The following is a 15875-nucleotide window of genomic DNA, read 5'->3' on the forward strand; positions in this document are numbered from 1 at the left end:
TGGTTGTGGCCCGTCCCGACGTCGGGACGGGCCACAACCACCTGTTCGGTGGGAGCCGGGGGTCAGGAGTTCAGCGCCTGGGCGACGTCCTCGATGATGTCTTGCGGGTCTTCCAGGCCCACCGACAGGCGCACGGTCGTCTCCGCGATCCCGACGGCGGCGCGACCCTCGGGGCCGAGCTTGCGGTGCGTCGTGGTGGCCGGGTGCGTGACGAGGGACTTCGCGTCGCCGAGGTTGTTCGAGATGTCGACGACCTGGAGCGCGTCGAGGAACGTGAACGCGCGCTTCTTCGCCGTCTCGGGGTCGGTGCCCTCGGGCACGGCGAGGTCGAACGTCACGACGGTCCCGCCACCGCTCTGCTGCGACCGCGCGAGCTCGCGCTGCGGGTGCGAGGCGAGGAACGGGTAGCGCACGCGGCCGATCCCGGGGAGCTGCTCCAGCGCCTCCGCGACCTGCTCCGCGGCGGCGTTCTGCGCGGCGACGCGCACGGGCAGCGTCTCGAGGCCCTTGAGCAGCACCCACGCGTTGAACGCCGAGAGCGACGGCCCGGTGTTGCGGATGAACGTCTGCACGGGACCGGTGACGTACTCCTCGGTGCCGAGGATCGCGCCGCCGAGCACGCGGCCCTGCCCGTCGATGTGCTTGGTCGCCGAGTAGACGACGACGTCGGCACCGAGCTCGAGCGGCCGCTGCAGCAGCGGGGTCGCGAACACGTTGTCGAGCACGACGACCGCGCCGGCGGCGTGCGCGAGCTCGCTCACGCGCCGCGCGTCGACGATGTCCTGCATGGGGTTGGACGGCGTCTCGAAGAAGACGACGTCCGCGGGGGTGGACAGCGCCTCCTCCCACTGCGACAGCACGTGGCCGTCGACGTAGTCCGTCCGCACGCCCCACTTCGCGAAGATCTCGTCGAAGATGACGAGGCTCGACCCGAAGAGCGCGCGCGCCGCGACGATGCGCGACCCGGACCGCACCAGCGCGGCGAGCGCCGTGAACACGGCGGACATGCCGGACGCCGTCGCGTAGCACGCCTCCGCGCCCTCCAGGAGGCGCAGGCGCTCCTCGAACGTGTGCACGGTCGGGTTGCCGTAGCGCGAGTAGACGAACCGGTCGAGCTCCCCCTTGAACGCGGCCTCGGCGTCGGCCGCGCGGTCGTACGTGTAGCCCTGCGTGAGGAACAGCGCCTCGGACGTCTCCTGGAACTCGGTGCGCGCGTGGCCGCCGCGCACGGCGAGCGTCGCGGGGCGGGCGCTCGCGGGCAGGGGCTTGCGGCCGGAGCCGCCGGGCACGCTCCCGGGCACGACCGCGCTCACCGGGCGGCCTCGTCGAACGTCGTGGTGGGCAGCCCGCGGACCTTCCAGCCCTCGACGTCCCGCAGGCCCGAGAACCCCTGGGCGCCCTCGAAGCCCTCGAGCACGTTGTACGACGGCCCGAGCCCGGCGGCCGTGGCCGCGCGCGCCGCGCCGATCGACCGCTGGCCCGAGCGGCACAGGAACACGACAGGACGCTCGTCGCCGGGGGTCAGGCCCGCCTCGACGAGCCGGTCGAGGAACCGCGGGTTGGGGCCCGCCGGGGTCACCCACTCGTCGAACAGGACGTCGCGGCCGAGCTCCGTGGCGTCGGGCACGCCGATGGTGCGCCACTCGCCCTCGGTGCGGACGTCCACGAGCACGGCGCGCTCGTCGTGCGCGAGCAGGTCCCACGCCTGCTGCGGGGTGAGGTCGCCGGCGTAGCCGACGGCGGGACGTGCCTCGGGGGGTGCCGGCCGGGGTGCCGACGCCTGCTGGGACTGGTCGCTCATGAGAGTCCTCCTCCATCGATCGTGGCAGTAGCACCCTGCGCCCGGCCGCCGAGGCGGTCCGGGGGGTTGCTGCGGCGTCGACGTGCCACGTCACTCGGCCGCTCCGGATGGTTGGCTCGGATCGTACGCCACGCGTCCGACGTGCGGAACGCCCGTCTCGGGGAGCGGCCCGGGGTGGAGGTGCCCGACGCCGCGTGGCTCCGACGCGCGGGCCTATGACGCGGAGCGCCGCGTCCCGCCATCCGAGACGCCGTGACCACCGGTTGACACGCCACCGTCCGCGCGGACATCCTGGTCCGCAGGTCATGAGTGCCAGCGCGAAACCCCGGTTTGCTGGCCGGCAACCCTCCTCTCGCGGCGGGGTGCCCCGGGTGACGACCAGGCCGCACGCCGACCGGCGGGCGGCAAGCGCGGGGAGGTTCTCCCCGGACGACCCTGGAGGACTGTGCCATGACTGCTCTCGCGGACGTCTCGTGTCCCACCGACGCCCCGGCCCCTGACCTCGCGGCGCTCGCCGACGCGCCCGCGCTCCTGCCCGTCGTCGGCGGGGACACGCTCGTCCCGCTCGTCGACGGCCGCAGCGTGCCGTACGCGAACCTCGACGTCGCGGCCTCGGCCCCGGCGCTGCGCTCGGTCGCGGACCGCGTGACCGAGGTGCTGCCGCTCTACGCGAGCGTGCACCGCGGCGCGGGCTACCTCTCGCAGGTCTCCACGGCGCTCTACGAGGCGTCGCGCCGCACGATCGGTGCGTTCGTCGGCGCACGCGAGGACGACGTCACGGTCGTCACGCGCAACACGACCGACTCGCTCAACCTGCTCGCGGGCTGCGTCCCGGCGAACGCGGACGGCACGCCCGGGCGCGTGCTCGTCCTCGACGTCGAGCACCACGCGAACCTGCTGCCGTGGCAGCGCGCCGGCGGCGCGACGGTCCTCGCGGGCGGCGCGTCCGTCGCGGAGACGCTCTCGGGCCTGCGCACCGAGCTCGCGCGCTTCCCGTACGCGCTCGTCGCCGTGACCGGCGCCTCCAACGTCACGGGCGAGTCCCTGCCCGTCGCCGAGGTCGTCCGCGCCGCGCACGACGCCGGGGCGCGCGTCGTGCTCGACGGCGCGCAGCTCGTCCCGCACCGCGGGTTCTCGCTCGCCGCGTCGGGCGTCGACTACGTCGCGTTCTCGGGGCACAAGACCTACGCGCCGTTCGGCGCGGGGGCGCTCGTCGGGCGGCGCGACTGGCTCGACGCGGGCACCCCCTACCTCGCGGGCGGCGGCGCCGTGCGCCAGGTCGCGGTGACCGGGACGCAGTGGCAGACGGCGCCCGCACGCCACGAGGCCGGCTCGCCGAACGTGGTGGGCGCAGCGGCGCTCGCGGCGGCGTGCGACGCGCTCGCCGCGCTCGACCCGGCCGACCTGCACGCGCACGAGGCGACGCTCCGCGCGGCCCTCGTCGCAGGCCTGGAGGCCGTCCCGGGCGTCCGGGTCGTGCGCGTGTGGGACGACGCCGTCGACCCGGTCGGCGTCGTGACGTTCGCCGTCGAGGGCCACGACCCGGGCCTCGTCGCCGCCTACCTCTCGGCCGAGCACGGCATCGGCGTGCGCGACGGCCGGTTCTGCGCGCACCCGCTGCTCGCGCGCCTCGGCTACGACGCGGGCGCGATCCGCGCCTCGGTGGGCGTCGGGACGACCGGTGCGGACGTCGTGCGCCTCGTCGAGGCCGTGCGCGCGTACGTCGAGCAGGGACCGACCACCCGGTACGAGGTCGTCGACGGCTGCTGGGCCGTCGTGGACGACCCCCGCCCGGTCCCCGCGGGGTCCGGCCTGGAGGGGCTCTTCGCGACCGCGGCGGCGGGCTTCCTCGCCGACGCGGCGGGCTGCGGACCGGCCGTCTGACCGGCGTCGGCGGCCGACGCGGGAGCCTGTTCACCGGACCGTCGCCGAGCGTTGTCCACCGCGTCGCCGGACCCTCTTGGCGCGGTGTTCCGCGTGTGCTCTGATATGCGCTGTGCTGCACGACGTCGTCCTCTCGGGGCACGGTTTCCGGCTGGAACCGCTGGCCCTGGAGCACGCTGAGACGCTGGCCGGCCTCGTCGACGAGGCGATGTGGTCAGGGATGAGCATCCCCCTGCCCTACGGGGTCGCGGGGATGGCCGATCTCGTGGCCGCGACCCGCGCGGCCCCGGACCTCACGGGCTTCGTCGTGCGCGCCCTCGACCCCGACGGCGCGCCCGGCGCCGTGCTCGGCAGCACCGCGTTCCGCGACCTGTCGCTCGTCGACCGCCGCGTCGAGGTGGGCCGCACGTTCTACGCGCGCTCCACGTGGGGGAGCCTCGTCAACCCCGTGACGAAGTGGCTCCTGCTGCGCCACGCGTTCGAGACGTGGGACGTGCACCGGGTCGGCTTCCGCGTCGACACGCGCAACGAGCGCTCGCTCGGTGCGATGCGCCGTCTCGGTGCTCACGAGGAGGGCGTCATGCGCGGCCACCGCACCGCGCCCGACGGGACGCGCGCCGACTCCGTGCTGTTCTCGATCCTCGCGCCCGAGTGGCCCGGGGTCGAGGTGGGCCTCCTCGCGCGGATCACCGCCCCGCGCGTCGTCCCGGTGCTCGCCCCGGCGCCGTCGGCCGACGTCCGGCCGCTCGCCGCGTCCTGACCGTCGCGGCTCCCGCTCGTCGAGTCCTGGTCGTCGCATCCCGGTCGTCGCGTCCCGGTCGAACGGTCCCGGAGACGCCACGAGGGCCCCGCCGGAGCGGAGCCCTCGTGAGCAGAACGGTGGAGCACGTCAGCGGTCGAACGCGTCCTTGACGTCGTCGCCCGCCTGCTTGACGTTGGCCTTGGCCTGGTCAGCCTGGCCCTCGGCCTCGAGCCGCTCGTTGTCCGTGAGCTTGCCCGCGCCTTCCTTGAGCTTGCCACCCGCCTCTTCGGCGGCGTGCTTGGCCTTGTCTCCGAGTCCCATGGGTGCTCCTCTCGTCGGTACCTCTCGACCGTAACCACGGTCGGCCGGGTTCGCACGCGGTCGGAGCACCGGTGGTGTGGTGGGATGTGCGGGTGCAGCACGAGACCGTCCTCGAAGGCTTCGGCGTCCGCCTCGAACCGCTCGCCGCGACCCACGCGCCGGCGCTCGGCGCCCTCGTCGACGACGGCATCTGGGCGGGCATGTCCAGCGCCGTCCCGCGCGGCACGGAGGCGATGGAGGGCTACGTGCGCGACGCGGTCGCCGCGCCGGGCCGGCTCGCGTTCGCGGTCGTGGGCGCTCCCGGTGCGGACGGCGCGACCGCCGACGCCGTGGTCCGCGGCTCGACGTCGCTCTACGAGTGGGTGCCGTCGCAGGGCCGGGTCGAGCTCGGGTCCACGTTCTACGCGCGCGAGTGGTGGGGTGGGACGACGAACCCGGCCTGCAAGTACCTCCTGCTGCGGCACGCGTTCGAGGACCTCGGGGTCGCGCGCGTCGCGCTCCGCGCCGACGCCCGCAACAGCCGGTCCATCGGGGCGATCCGGCGCCTGGGCGCGGTGCCGGAGGGCGTCCTGCGCAGCCACCGCGTGGCGCCCGACGGCTCCCGCCAGGACACCGCCTACTTCTCGGTCCTCCGCGACGAGTGGCCGACCGTCCGCGACGGCCTGCTCGCCCGCCTGCCCTGACGGACCGGCACGCCGAGCACGAGCCTGCGTGGCGTCGAGCACGGGGTAGGTGTCGTCATGCGCTCCAGAACGACATCGACCCCGTGCTCGGCGGCGGGGGTCAGGGACGCGGGGTGACGCGGCCCGCGAGGTGGAGGCGGCCCTTGCCGTCCCACGCCTGGTAGGCGACGCCCGTGCCCGGGTCGCCCGCGCCGTCGGGCACGGCCGCCGCGACCTGCCCGACGGCGTCCCGCACCTCGGCGGGCACGTCGCCCGCCGGGCGCAGCGCGACGTCGACCGTGCCGGGCAGCAGCACCGGCTTGGCGAACGTGACGGTCCAGTCGTAGGCGTCGCCGCGACCGGGACCCGCCTCGGCGAGCGCCCGCGCCGCGGTGTGCATGCCGTGCGCGATGGCCCGCGGGAACCCGAACGCCTTGGCGCCCAATGCCGAGGTGTGGATCGGGTTGCGGTCGCCCGACACCGCCGCGTACGCGCGGCCCGTCCCCGCCCCGAGCGCCCACCGCGCGGTGGGCAGGGGCGGGACGAACGCGGCGGGGCCGTCGGCGTCGGCCGGGGCGGGGCCGCCCGGGAGGGAAGCGCCCTTCGCGAGGTACGTCGAGACGCCCCGGTAGGCGAGCGTCGTCGCGGCGAGCCCGCTCCCCGCGGCGCGCTCGTCGTCCGTGCGCAGCACCGAGACCTCCGTGACGAGGTCCACCTGGACCCCGCGACGGTGCGGGCGCAGGTCCTGCGCCCACGCGCGGACCTCGAGCGCGTCCCCGAGCCGCACCGGGCGCAGCACGGACACCGAGTTCGCGAGGTGCACCATGCCGAGCAGCGGGAGCGGGAAGTCGGCCCGCACCATGACGGCCGTCGCGAGCGGGAACCCCAGCACGTGCAGGTACCCGGCGGGCAGGACGTCCGACGGCGCCTCGCCCACGAGCCGCGCGTACCGCGCGAGGTGCGCGGCGCTGCCGACGTGGCCCGACGCCGCGTCGTCGCCCGTCGGGACGGCCGCGACCCGGTAGGTGACGTCCGGGAGCGTGAGCTCCGTCCGGTCGCCCCGGACGGGCAGCCGGTGCGCCGCCGCGATCCGGCCCGACGCCGCGAGCCCGCGCACGTACAGGCCGCCCAGACCCGGGACGGCAGGCAGCGTCTCGACGCGCGCCGGGGCGCCCGCGGGCGCCGTCACCGGCCCACCACGTTCTGCCCGCACACGCGCAGCACCTGCCCGTTGACGCCCCCGGCCGCGGGCGACGCGAGGAACGCGATCGCCTCGGCGACGTCCACGGGCTGGCCGCCCTGCTGGAGCGACGCGACGCGGCGCGCGACCTCGCGCTGCACGAACGGGATCGACGCCGTCATGTCCGTCTCGATGAAGCCCGGCGCGACGGCGTTCGCCGTCCCGCCCGGGCCCCCGGGCGCCGCGAGCAGGCGGGCGAACGCGCGCGTGTGCCCGATGACGCCCGCCTTGGAGAACGCGTAGTTCGCCTGGCCGCGGTTGCCCGCGATCCCGCTCGTCGAGGCGAGCGACACGACGCGCGGCGCGGAGGAGAACCCGTTCGCGCCGAGCAGGTACTCCGTGATCCGCAGCTGCGCGGCGAGGTTCACCGCGACCACCGCGTCCCACTTGTCGGGCGACATGTTGGCGAGCAGCTTGTCGCGGAGGATGCCGGCGTTGTGCACGAGGACGTCGAGCCCGCCGTGCCGTGCGCGAGCGTGCTCGAGGATCCGGGCGCCCGCGTCGTCGGCGGTCACGTCGAGCTGCAGCGCCGTGCCCTTGATCTCGTTCGCGACCCGGGCGAGCGCCTCGCCCGCCGCGGGCACGTCGACCACGACGACCTTCGCGCCGTCGCGCGCGAGCGTCCGGGCGACCTGCGCCCCGATGCCGCGGGCCGCGCCCGTGACGACCGCGACCTTGCCGGCGAGCGGCTGGTCGAGGTCGGCGGAGCTGTTGCCAGAGGCGCCGTCGGTCGCGCTCGGGCCCACCCGGAGGAGCTGGCCGTCGACGAACGCCGACTTGGCGGACAGGAAGAAGCGGAGGGTCGCGAGGACGCTCGGGCTGTCGACGGGGGCGTCGTCGGTCACCTGGATGCCGTTGGCGGTCGCGCCGTAGCGCAGCTCCTTGGCGACGGACCGCAGGAACCCGTCGACGCCCTCGCGGGCGGCGGCGAGCTCGGGGGAGTCCGTGTCGGCGGGGGCCCGGGAGATCGTCACGACGCGGCCGTTCGGCGCGAGACGTCGGAGCGTCGCCGAGAGCGCCATGACGGGCGCGGACGCGTCCTGCGGCCGCTCGATCCCGCTGAGCACGACGACGACCGCGCCCCAGCGGGTCGTGTCGTCCGGGGTCTGGCGGACGTCGAGGTCCCAGCCGAGCAGGGCCTCGGCGACGAGGTCGGCGTCGTCGCGCACGCCGGGCGTGCCGCCGAGCACGAGCACGGGCCCGACGGTGAGCGGGTCGCCCGCGCGGAAGCGGCGCAGGACCGCGGGGCGCGGGAGGCCGAGCTTCTTGGCGAGCGTCTTCGTGAAGCCGGAGTTGACGGCCTGGACGTAGGAGTCGGTCACGGTGTTCCTCTCGGTCGTCGGGGCGTCAGGCGGCGTCGGTCGCGGGGACGGACTCGAGGATCGCGGCGACGCCGAGGCCCCCCGCGGCGCACACGGAGATCAGCGCACGCGCGGGCGCCCCGGTCTCGGCGGTGCGCTGCGCGAGGAGCTTGGCCGCCGTCGCGACGATGCGCCCGCCGGTCGCGGCGAACGGGTGGCCCGCGGCGAGCGAGGAGCCGTTGACGTTGAGCCGCGAGCGGTCGATCGAGCCGAGCGCGCCGTCGAGCCCGAGCTCGGTGCGGCAGTACTCGTCGTCCTCCCAGGCCTTGAGCGTCGTGAGCACGGTCGACGCGAACGCCTCGTGGATCTCGTAGAGGTCGAAGTCGCCGAGCGCGAGCCCGTTGCGGGCGAGCAGGCGGGGGACCGCGTGCGCGGGGGCCATGAGCAGGCCCTCGTGGCCGTGCACGAAGTCGACGGCGGCGGTCTCCGCGTCGACGACGCGCGCGAGCAGCGGCAGGTCGCGCTCGCGCGCCCACTCGGCCGAGGCGAGGAGGACGGTCGACGCGCCGTCGGTGAGCGGGGTCGAGTTGCCCGCCGTCATGGTCGGGGTGACGCCTTCCAGACGCTTGCCGTACACCGGCTTGAGCGCGGCGAGCTTCTCGAGCGACGAGTCGGCGCGCAGGTTGTCGTCGCGCACGAGCCCGCGGAACGGGGTGACGAGGTCGTCGAAGAACCCGGCGTCCCACGCGGCCGCGAGGTGCTCGTGGCTCGCGAGCGCGAGCTCGTCCTGCGCCTCGCGCGAGATGTCCCAGCGGGCCGTCGTGATCGCCTGGTGCTCGCCCATCGACAGGCCGGTGCGCGGCTCGTCGGTCGCGGGCGTGAGCGGCGCGAGGTCGGCGGGGCGGACCTTCGCGAACGCCTTGACGCGCTGGCCGAAGGTCTTGGCGTGGCTCGCCTCGAGCAGCGCCCGACGCAGGCCCTCGCTCACGGCGATGGGGGCGTCGGACACGGTGTCGGAGCCGCCCGCGACGCCCGACTCGACCTGGCCGAGACGGATCTTGTTCGCGACGGCGATGGTCGCCTCCAGGCCGGTCGCGCACGCCTGCTGGAGGTCGTAGGCCGGGGTCTGCGGGGAGAGCGACGACCCGAGCACCGACTCGCGCACGAGGTTGAAGTCGCGGGAGTGCTTGAGCACGGCGCCGCCGACGACCTCCCCGAGCCGCTCGCCCTGGAGGCCGAAGCGCGCGACGAGCCCCTCGAGCGCGGCGGTGAACATCTCCTGGTTGCTCGCGGACGCGTACTTCTTGCCGGCGCGGGCGAACGGGATGCGGTTCCCGCCCACGACCCACGCGTCGCGGGGAGCGCCCGCAGGGGCGTCTTCCCGGGGGGACTGCTCGGGGGTCGGGCGGGGGCTGGTGCTGGTGGCCACTGTGCCTCACTTCCTGTCCGTGCTCGCTGCGCTGCGTTCGGTGCCGGCCCGGGAGAGCGCCTCGGCACGGCGTGCGCGAGGCGGGGGAGAGGGCCGGTTGGTGTCCAATACCAAGAGTACCTGATACTCTCGGTTTCGTGAGTCGGGTCACAGGGCTGTGCCCTGCCCCGGCACGGCACCCGTGACGAGGTGCCGACGACATCGAGGTCGGGCGCAACGGAGGACGACGTGAACGCAGGTGCCGACGCGCGACCGGTCACCCGAGGGCGGGTGCAGCCGGCCGCCGTGGTCGACGGTCGGTCGACCCGCTGGGACGAGCACCGGGCGGCTCGCCGCGCGGAGCTCATCCGGGCGGCGAGCAAGGCGGTGCACCGGGGAGGCCCGGGGGTCTCCATGGACGAGATCGCGGCGGCGTCGGGCACGTCGAAGTCGATCATCTACCGCTACTTCGACGACAAGACCGGGCTCCAGGTCGCCCTGGGCTCCGCCGTGGTGGGGCAGATGCACGACGCCCTGACCCAGGCGGCCGAGGCCGCCGAGACGCCCAAGCGCGCGCTGCGCGCGATGGTCGGCGTGTACCTCGAGATGATCGAGAGCTCGCCCAACGTGTACTACTTCGTCACCCGGACGAGCGCCGTCGCGGGGACGGAGGAGCCCGCCGCCCAGCTCGCGGCGAGCGGCCTCACCCAGGGCGCGGGCGGCGCCGACCGCGCCCCGCTCGCCGCCTTCCTCGACTCGGTGATCGAGCTCGTCGCCGAGCCCTTCGCCCGGGTCACCGACGTCTCCCCGGCCGACGCCGCGGCGTGGGCCGCGGGCGCCGTCGGGTTCGTCCGGGGCGCCGGCGAGTGGTGGCTCGCCCACCGCGACCGCGCCGACGTCCCCGACCGCGAGCAGCTCACCGAGCGCGTCGCCGCGTGGCTGTGGGCCGGCCCCGTCGGCGTCCTCTCCCACAACCCGGGCACGACCCGCCCCGACGCCGTCCGCCCTCCGCACCCGGCGACCGCCTCAGACCCCAAGGAGAAGCCATGACCGCCACGTCCGACCGTCCCGCGCTCGCACCGCGCACGACGAGCGCCGGCGACGCGGGCCCGACGTCGCAGGGCGACGCCCGCGTCGACGTCGCCGCCCTCGAGAAGCTCCTGCTCGGCCGCTGGGCCGACCTGCGCGCGGCGGCGCGCGCGACCGCGGGCGAGGAGGCGTTCCAGCGCATCGAGGGCCTGGGCCTGCGGGAGCACCGCGAGCGCGTGCTGGAGCAGATGCACCTGCTCGTGGGCAAGGGCCAGGTGTGGCGCGGGTACCCGGAGCGCCTCGGCGGCGCGGACGACGCGGGCGGCAACCTCGCCGGGTTCGAGGAGCTCGTCGCGGCCGACCCGTCGCTGCAGATCAAGGCGGGCGTGCAGTGGGGGCTGTTCGGCTCGGCGATCCTGCACCTGGGCACGCCCGAGCAGCAGGACCGCCTCCTGCCGGGCGCCATGGACCTCTCGGTGCCGGGCGCGTTCGCCATGACGGAGATCGGCCACGGGTCCGACGTCGCGAGCATCGCCACCACGGCGACGTACGACCCGGAGACCGAGGAGTTCGTCATCCACACCCCGTTCCGCGGGGCGTGGAAGGACTACCTCGGGAACGCGGGCGTGCACGGCGTCGCCGCGGTCGTGTTCGCGCAGCTGATCACGAAGAACGTCAACCACGGCGTGCACGCGTTCTACGTGCCGATCCGCGACACCGCGGGCGAGCGCGACGAGCTCGGCCGGCTGCCCTTCCTGCCCGGCGTGGGCGGCGAGGACGACGGCCAGAAGGGCGGTCTCAACGGCATCGACAACGGGCGCCTGCACTTCGACCACGTGCGGGTCCCGCGCACCGACCTGCTCGCCCGCTACGGCTCGGTGGACGCCGACGGCACGTACTCCAGCCCCATCGACAGCCCCGGACGCCGCTTCTTCACGATGCTCGGCTCGCTCGTCCAGGGTCGCGTGTCGCTCGACGGCGCCGCGGTGACCGCGGCGAAGCTCGGCCTCGCGATCGCGGTGCGGTACGCGAACGAGCGCCGCCAGTTCACGGGCGCGACGCCGACGGAGGAGGTCGTGCTCCTCGACTACGGCACGCACAAGCGTCGCCTCATCGTCCCCATCGCGGAGACCTACGCGGCCCACTTCGCGCACGACCGCCTGCTCGACCTGTTCCACTCGGTGTTCTCCGGCGAGGAGGACACCCCGGAGCAGCGCGAGGACCTCGAGACGACGGCGGCCGCGCTCAAGGCGACGAGCACGCGGTTCGCGCTCGACGTGCTCCAGGAGACGCGCGAGGCGTGCGGCGGGGCCGGGTTCCTCACGACCAACCGCATCACGAGCCTGCGCGCGGACCTCGACGTGTACGCGACGTTCGAGGGCGACAACACCGTGCTGCTCCAGCTCGTCGCGAAGCGCCTGCTCGCCGACTACGGCAAGCAGTTCAAGGGCATCACCCCGGGCCAGATGGCGCGCGTCGTCGTCGAGCGCGCGGGCGACATGGCGCTGCACCGCACGCCGCTCAAGCGGGCCGCGCAGGCGCTCGCGGACGTCGGCGACCCGCGCCGCGCGGCCGGCCACCTGCGCGACCCCGAGACGCAGCGTGCGCTGCTCACCGACCGGGTCGAGACGATGGTCGCGGACGTCGCGCAGGCGCTGCGCCCGGCGCAGAAGGCCGACCCGGAGACGGCGACGAACCTGTTCAACGCCCACCAGGTCGAGCTCGTCGAGGCGGCCCGCGCCCACGCGGAGCTGCTGCGCTGGGAGGCGTTCACGCAGGCGCTCGGCACGATCGAGGACGCGGGCACGCGCGAGGTCCTCACCACGGTGCGCGACCTGTTCGGCCTGAGCCTCGTCGAGCGGCACCTCGCCTGGTACCTGCTCAACGGGCGCCTCTCGACGCAGCGCGCGCGCACGGTGACGAGCTACCTGGACCGCCTCATCGACCGGCTGCGTCCGCACGCGCAGGACCTCGTGGACGCCTGGGGCTACGGCCCCGAGCACCTGCGCGCGACGATCGCGACGGGCATCGAGAAGGAGCGCCAGGACGAGGCGCGCGACTACTACCGGCGCCTGCGCGCGAGCGGCGACGAGCCGCGGAGCGAGAAGTCGCTGCGCAAGGCCGCGAAGGGCGGCCCGCAGGCCCGCTGACCACCCCGGCGCCGTCCCCGGCGCCACCCCGGAACGTCCTCGGCGTCGCAGGCGGAGCGGTACCGCTGCCGAGGGTCAGGCCCGGGCGGCACGACGTCCACCAGCCGTCGTGCCGCCCGGGCCGTTGCCGTCTCGGTCTCCGTCTCCGTCTCGGTCGCCGAGAACGAGGTTCCTGTCGTTCCGAGGCGGATGCCGACAGGAACCTCGTGCTCGACGGGGAGGGACGTCGTGCTCGGCGGCCGAGCCGGTGCACGGGCCGCAGTCGGGTCGACGGCGGTGGTCAGGCGGGATTGCAGCGCGCGGACATCGTGGCGAGCAGCCCGACGTCGGGCCGCCAGGGCTCGAGGTTCCACGTCGCCTTGTCCGGGGCGCCGACGGCGTGGCACACGAGCTGGTCGTGCATCGTCGAGGTGTCGGCCTCCGGCTCGGCGGCGACGACCTGCGCCCACACGAGCTCCCGGCCCGCCTGCCCCGCGGCGCGGGCCCACGCCGTCGGGTCGACGGCGAGCGACCGCCCGCCCTCGCGCTCGCCCCAGTCGGTGCTCCGCACCGCGCGCGTACCGAGCGGGACGACGACGTCCCACGCCGCGGCGTCGTCCGTCGTCGCGGCCCCGTCCGCGTCCCCGGCGGGAGCGCCCGCCGCGTCGTCCGCGTCCGACGTCGTCCCCGCACTCCCCGCTGTCGCCGTCCCCGCCGTCCCCACGAGCGTCACCTCCGCGCGGTGGGCGTCGACGAGCGCGACCCGGACGCGCGGGGTCCCGGGTGCGGGGGTGCCCGCCGTGGGGCCGGCGTCCGTGCCGTCGAGCGTCCCGCTCGCCGTCCCGCTCTCCGCCTCGCTTGCGCTGTTTGCGCCGTCCGCGCCGTCCGCGCCGTCCGCGCCGGGCGTGCCCGGCGCGCCGTGCCGGCCCACGACGCGCGGGGCGCCGAGCCCGCCGACGGGCGTGCCGCCGTCGTCCAGGACGGTGAGCGTGCCGTCCGCGTGGCGCACGAGCGAGCCGCCCTCCACCGAGACCACGGCGGGGGCGCCCGCGAGGGCGAGCGTGACGTCGGACGCACCCTCGGCGTCGGCCGTGACGTGGGGAGGCGTGGCCCCGCCCGACGCCGGCGGGGGCACGGCGATCTCGACCGTCGCCGTCCCGACGGGGACGCGCACGGACGCGGGCTCGGCGTCGCCGCTCCGGTCGCCGTTCGGGGCGCCCGCGGCGCCGCCGTCCTCCGTGGTGGCACCGGGGCCGGGGGACGGGACCTGCGCCGGTGCGGACGTCGCCACGTCGGGGTCCGGCGGCGGGGTGCCGGGCGTGCACGCGGCGAGCGCGGCCGGGACCAGGACGGCGACGGCGATCGCGCCCAGCACCGTCGTCCCGGGCCGCCCGCGGGCCACCCGGCGCGGGCGGGTCACGACGGCACGGGGAGCAGGCCGGCCCAGCGGCGGGCCACGTCGACGAGGCCGACGCGGTCCAGCGCGTCGACCTCGTCGGGCGTGAACCAGCCGACGTCGTCGGTCGACTCGTCCTCCTCGACGCGCAGCTCGCCGCCCACCACGTGGGCCCGGTAGACGATGCGGATCGCGTGCAGCGACCGGTCGCGGTCCTCGGGCCGGATCCGGTCGGTGGCGTCGATCACGAGGCTGTCGACGCCGAGCAGGCCGTCGAGCTCGACGTCGTAGCCGGTCTCCTCGCGCACCTCGCGGACGGCCGCGGCGGCGGGGTCCTCGCCCGGGTCGATACCGCCGCCGGGCAGCGTCCAGCCGCCGCGGTCCCCCTCGCTCCAGTGGGGGAGGAGCATCCGGCCGTCCTCGCGGACGACCACGGCGTAGGCGGCGACACGGGTCTGCATGGACCCATCATGCGCGACGGCGGTCACCGCCCCGGGCCGTCGTCGTCGACGTCGTCCTCCAGGCGCGACACGTCGGAGAACGCGATCCGGCGGTGGCGCACCGAGCGGTTGTAGAGCCACGTGACGAACGAGAGCACGACCCCGAGGGCCACGAGCGCGCCCGCGATGACGTACTGCTCCTGCTGCTCGGCGCTGCGGGCCCACGGCCCGGCGAGGTACGCGCACGTGAGGGCGCCGAGCACCGCGAGCCAGGTGCGGGTGCGGAAGTGCTCGTGGTCGACGCGGTCGCGGCGCAGCACGAGGAGCGCGATGTTGACGATCGTGAAGACGACGAGCAGGAGCAGCGACGTCGTCCCGCCCAGCAGGGCGATCGCGTTGGTGCCCGCCGCGGTCCCGGACTGCCGCACGACGTAGACGATGAGCGCGAACGCGATGGCCGTCGTCACGAGGATCGCGACCCACGGCGTGCGGCGGAACGGGTGCACCTGGCCGAACGCGCGCGGCAGCACGCCCTGGTTCGCCATGCCGTAGAGCAGGCGGGACGCCATGAGCATGTTGATGAGCGCGGAGTTCGCGACGGCGAACATCCCGATGAACGGGAAGATCGTGTCGAACGGCAGGTTCGGCGCGCCCGCCGCGACGACCTGCGTGAGCGCCGACCCCTTGGCGTCGTCCGTGAGGTCGCCCACGGGGACGAGCGCGACGGCCGTGATCGCGACGAGCACGTAGATCGCGCCCGTGATCGAGAGCCCGGTGAGCATCATGCGCGGGAAGTCCCGCACGGGGTTCTTGCACTCCTCGGCCATGTTCACGGAGTCCTCGAACCCGACCATCGCGAAGAACGCGAGCGTCGTCGCGGCGGTGACGGCGAGAAACACGCTCTTGTCGTCGGCGCTCTCGAACACGACGACGCGCGAGAAGTCGGCGCGGCCCTGCGTCGTCGCCCACAGCCCCACGAAGATGACGAGCAGGAGGCCGGACAGCTCGACGAGCGACAGCACGACGTTCGCCTTGACGCTCTCCCCGACCCCGCGCAGGTTGACGAGCGCGACGAGGGCCATGAAGGCGAGGGCGATGAGCAGGCGGCCGTCGCCGCCCGTCGGCAGCCCGAGCCCGAACCCGTCGGAGACGAACCCCGCGAACGCGTTGGACGCCGTGGAGGCCGACGTGATCCCGGAGCTCATGACCATGAACGCGACGACGAACGTCAGCAGGTGGATGCCGAACGCCTTGTGCGTGTAGAGCGCGGCGCCCGCGGCGCTCGGGTACTTCGTGACGAGCTCGAGGTAGGAGAACGCGGTGATCGTCGCGACGACGAACGCGAGCAGGAACGGCAGCCACGCCGCCCCGCCGACCTCGCCCGCGACCTGGCCGGTGAGCGCGTACACGCCCGTGCCCAGGATGTCCCCGACGATGAACAGCAGGAGCAGCTTGGGCCCCATGACGCGCTTGAGCTCCGGTTGCTGCCGTTCCTCCGTGCGGCCCGCGGTCTCGCTCATGA

General features: G+C 75.2%; 14 protein-coding genes and 1 riboswitch. Of the genes, 5 read left to right on the top strand and 9 right to left on the bottom strand.

The window, feature by feature from the left end:
* Nucleotides 1-62: 62 nt before the first annotated feature.
* Both BJP59_RS00555 and BJP59_RS00560 read right to left on the bottom strand, forming a co-directional pair.
* Nucleotides 63-1313 carry an O-succinylhomoserine sulfhydrylase gene (locus BJP59_RS00555; protein ID WP_409141290.1) on the bottom strand — a complete coding sequence of 417 codons (1251 nt, stop codon included), beginning with the start codon at nt 1311-1313 and terminating at the stop codon, nt 63-65.
* On the bottom strand, nt 1310-1801 hold the full coding sequence (locus BJP59_RS00560) for a rhodanese-like domain-containing protein (protein ID WP_085386624.1): 492 nt from the start codon (nt 1799-1801) through the stop codon (nt 1310-1312). Before BJP59_RS00560 ends, BJP59_RS00555 begins: the two co-directional genes overlap by 4 nt.
* 301 nt (nt 1802-2102) lie before the next feature.
* A riboswitch (SAM riboswitch) is annotated at nt 2103-2218 on the top strand.
* 33 nt (nt 2219-2251) lie between these two features.
* On the opposite strand from BJP59_RS00560, the gene BJP59_RS00565 reads away from it, so the two are divergent.
* Both BJP59_RS00565 and BJP59_RS00570 read left to right on the top strand, forming a co-directional pair.
* Complete coding sequence (locus BJP59_RS00565; protein ID WP_194521883.1) at nt 2252-3685, top strand: aminotransferase class V-fold PLP-dependent enzyme; 1434 nt, start codon at nt 2252-2254, stop codon at nt 3683-3685.
* Nucleotides 3686-3797: 112 nt separating this feature from the next.
* The gene (locus tag BJP59_RS00570; RefSeq protein WP_009866994.1) at nt 3798-4445 is read left to right on the top strand and encodes a GNAT family N-acetyltransferase; all 648 of its coding nucleotides are present in this window, start codon (nt 3798-3800) and stop codon (nt 4443-4445) included.
* A 129-nt stretch (nt 4446-4574) separates the two neighbouring features.
* On the opposite strand, the gene BJP59_RS00575 is transcribed toward BJP59_RS00570, so the two are convergent.
* Nucleotides 4575-4748: a CsbD family protein gene (locus BJP59_RS00575; RefSeq protein ID WP_009866995.1), complete on the bottom strand. Its 174-nt coding sequence runs from the start codon at nt 4746-4748 to the stop codon at nt 4575-4577.
* A gap of 92 nt (nt 4749-4840) precedes the next feature.
* Here BJP59_RS00575 and BJP59_RS00580 point away from each other — a divergent pair, with 92 nt between their 5' ends.
* Nucleotides 4841-5431 (top strand): GNAT family N-acetyltransferase, encoded by a 591-nt coding sequence (locus BJP59_RS00580; RefSeq protein ID WP_194521884.1) that lies wholly within the window; start codon nt 4841-4843, stop codon nt 5429-5431.
* A gap of 100 nt (nt 5432-5531) precedes the next feature.
* Here BJP59_RS00580 and BJP59_RS00585 read toward each other — a convergent pair whose 3' ends face one another.
* From BJP59_RS00585 to BJP59_RS00595, 3 genes are read right to left on the bottom strand one after another with little or no spacing between them, the layout of a single operon-like run.
* Nucleotides 5532-6599 (bottom strand): MaoC/PaaZ C-terminal domain-containing protein, encoded by a 1068-nt coding sequence (locus BJP59_RS00585; protein ID WP_194521885.1) that lies wholly within the window; start codon nt 6597-6599, stop codon nt 5532-5534.
* Nucleotides 6596-7972 carry a 3-oxoacyl-ACP reductase gene (locus tag BJP59_RS00590; protein ID WP_194521886.1) on the bottom strand — a complete coding sequence of 459 codons (1377 nt, stop codon included), beginning with the start codon at nt 7970-7972 and terminating at the stop codon, nt 6596-6598. The genes BJP59_RS00585 and BJP59_RS00590 overlap by 4 nt, the downstream gene beginning before the upstream one ends.
* A gap of 25 nt (nt 7973-7997) precedes the next feature.
* On the bottom strand, nt 7998-9380 hold the full coding sequence (locus BJP59_RS00595) for an acetyl-CoA C-acetyltransferase (protein WP_043654485.1): 1383 nt from the start codon (nt 9378-9380) through the stop codon (nt 7998-8000).
* Nucleotides 9381-9608: 228 nt separating this feature from the next.
* Between BJP59_RS00595 and BJP59_RS00600 the strand changes: the two genes are divergently transcribed.
* Both BJP59_RS00600 and BJP59_RS00605 read left to right on the top strand, forming a co-directional pair.
* Nucleotides 9609-10409, top strand: a complete 801-nt coding sequence (locus BJP59_RS00600; protein WP_228485206.1) for a TetR/AcrR family transcriptional regulator — start codon at nt 9609-9611, stop codon at nt 10407-10409.
* The gene (locus BJP59_RS00605; RefSeq protein WP_043654482.1) at nt 10406-12538 is read left to right on the top strand and encodes an acyl-CoA dehydrogenase family protein; all 2133 of its coding nucleotides are present in this window, start codon (nt 10406-10408) and stop codon (nt 12536-12538) included. The genes BJP59_RS00600 and BJP59_RS00605 overlap by 4 nt, the downstream gene beginning before the upstream one ends.
* 280 nt (nt 12539-12818) lie before the next feature.
* Here BJP59_RS00605 and BJP59_RS19610 read toward each other — a convergent pair whose 3' ends face one another.
* From BJP59_RS19610 to BJP59_RS00620, 3 genes are read right to left on the bottom strand one after another with little or no spacing between them, the layout of a single operon-like run.
* Nucleotides 12819-13937 (bottom strand): DUF2599 domain-containing protein, encoded by a 1119-nt coding sequence (locus BJP59_RS19610; RefSeq protein ID WP_228485207.1) that lies wholly within the window; start codon nt 13935-13937, stop codon nt 12819-12821.
* Nucleotides 13934-14374, bottom strand: a complete 441-nt coding sequence (locus BJP59_RS00615; protein ID WP_194521887.1) for an NUDIX hydrolase — start codon at nt 14372-14374, stop codon at nt 13934-13936. The genes BJP59_RS19610 and BJP59_RS00615 overlap by 4 nt, the downstream gene beginning before the upstream one ends.
* A 23-nt stretch (nt 14375-14397) precedes the next feature.
* On the bottom strand, nt 14398-15873 hold the full coding sequence (locus BJP59_RS00620; protein WP_228485208.1) for an APC family permease: 1476 nt from the start codon (nt 15871-15873) through the stop codon (nt 14398-14400).
* Nucleotides 15874-15875 lie beyond the last annotated feature (2 nt).

The sequence above is a fragment of the Cellulosimicrobium sp. JZ28 genome, assembly GCF_015327065.1.
In the GTDB taxonomy this organism is placed as follows: Bacteria; Actinomycetota; Actinomycetes; order Actinomycetales; family Cellulomonadaceae; genus Cellulosimicrobium; species Cellulosimicrobium funkei.

Excerpts from the sequence above, each read along its gene's own strand:
- BJP59_RS00560 (WP_085386624.1), bottom strand. The coding sequence starts at position 1,801 with ATGAGCGACCAGTCCCAGCAGGCGTCGGCACCCCGGCCGGCACCCCCC.
- BJP59_RS00565 (WP_194521883.1), top strand. The coding sequence starts at position 2,252 with ATGACTGCTCTCGCGGACGTCTCGTGTCCCACCGACGCCCCGGCCCCT.
- BJP59_RS00575 (WP_009866995.1), bottom strand. The coding sequence starts at position 4,748 with ATGGGACTCGGAGACAAGGCCAAGCACGCCGCCGAAGAGGCGGGTGGC.
- BJP59_RS00605 (WP_043654482.1), top strand. The coding sequence starts at position 10,406 with ATGACCGCCACGTCCGACCGTCCCGCGCTCGCACCGCGCACGACGAGC.
- BJP59_RS00615 (WP_194521887.1), bottom strand. The coding sequence starts at position 14,374 with ATGCAGACCCGTGTCGCCGCCTACGCCGTGGTCGTCCGCGAGGACGGC.
- BJP59_RS00620 (WP_228485208.1), bottom strand. The coding sequence starts at position 15,873 with ATGAGCGAGACCGCGGGCCGCACGGAGGAACGGCAGCAACCGGAGCTC.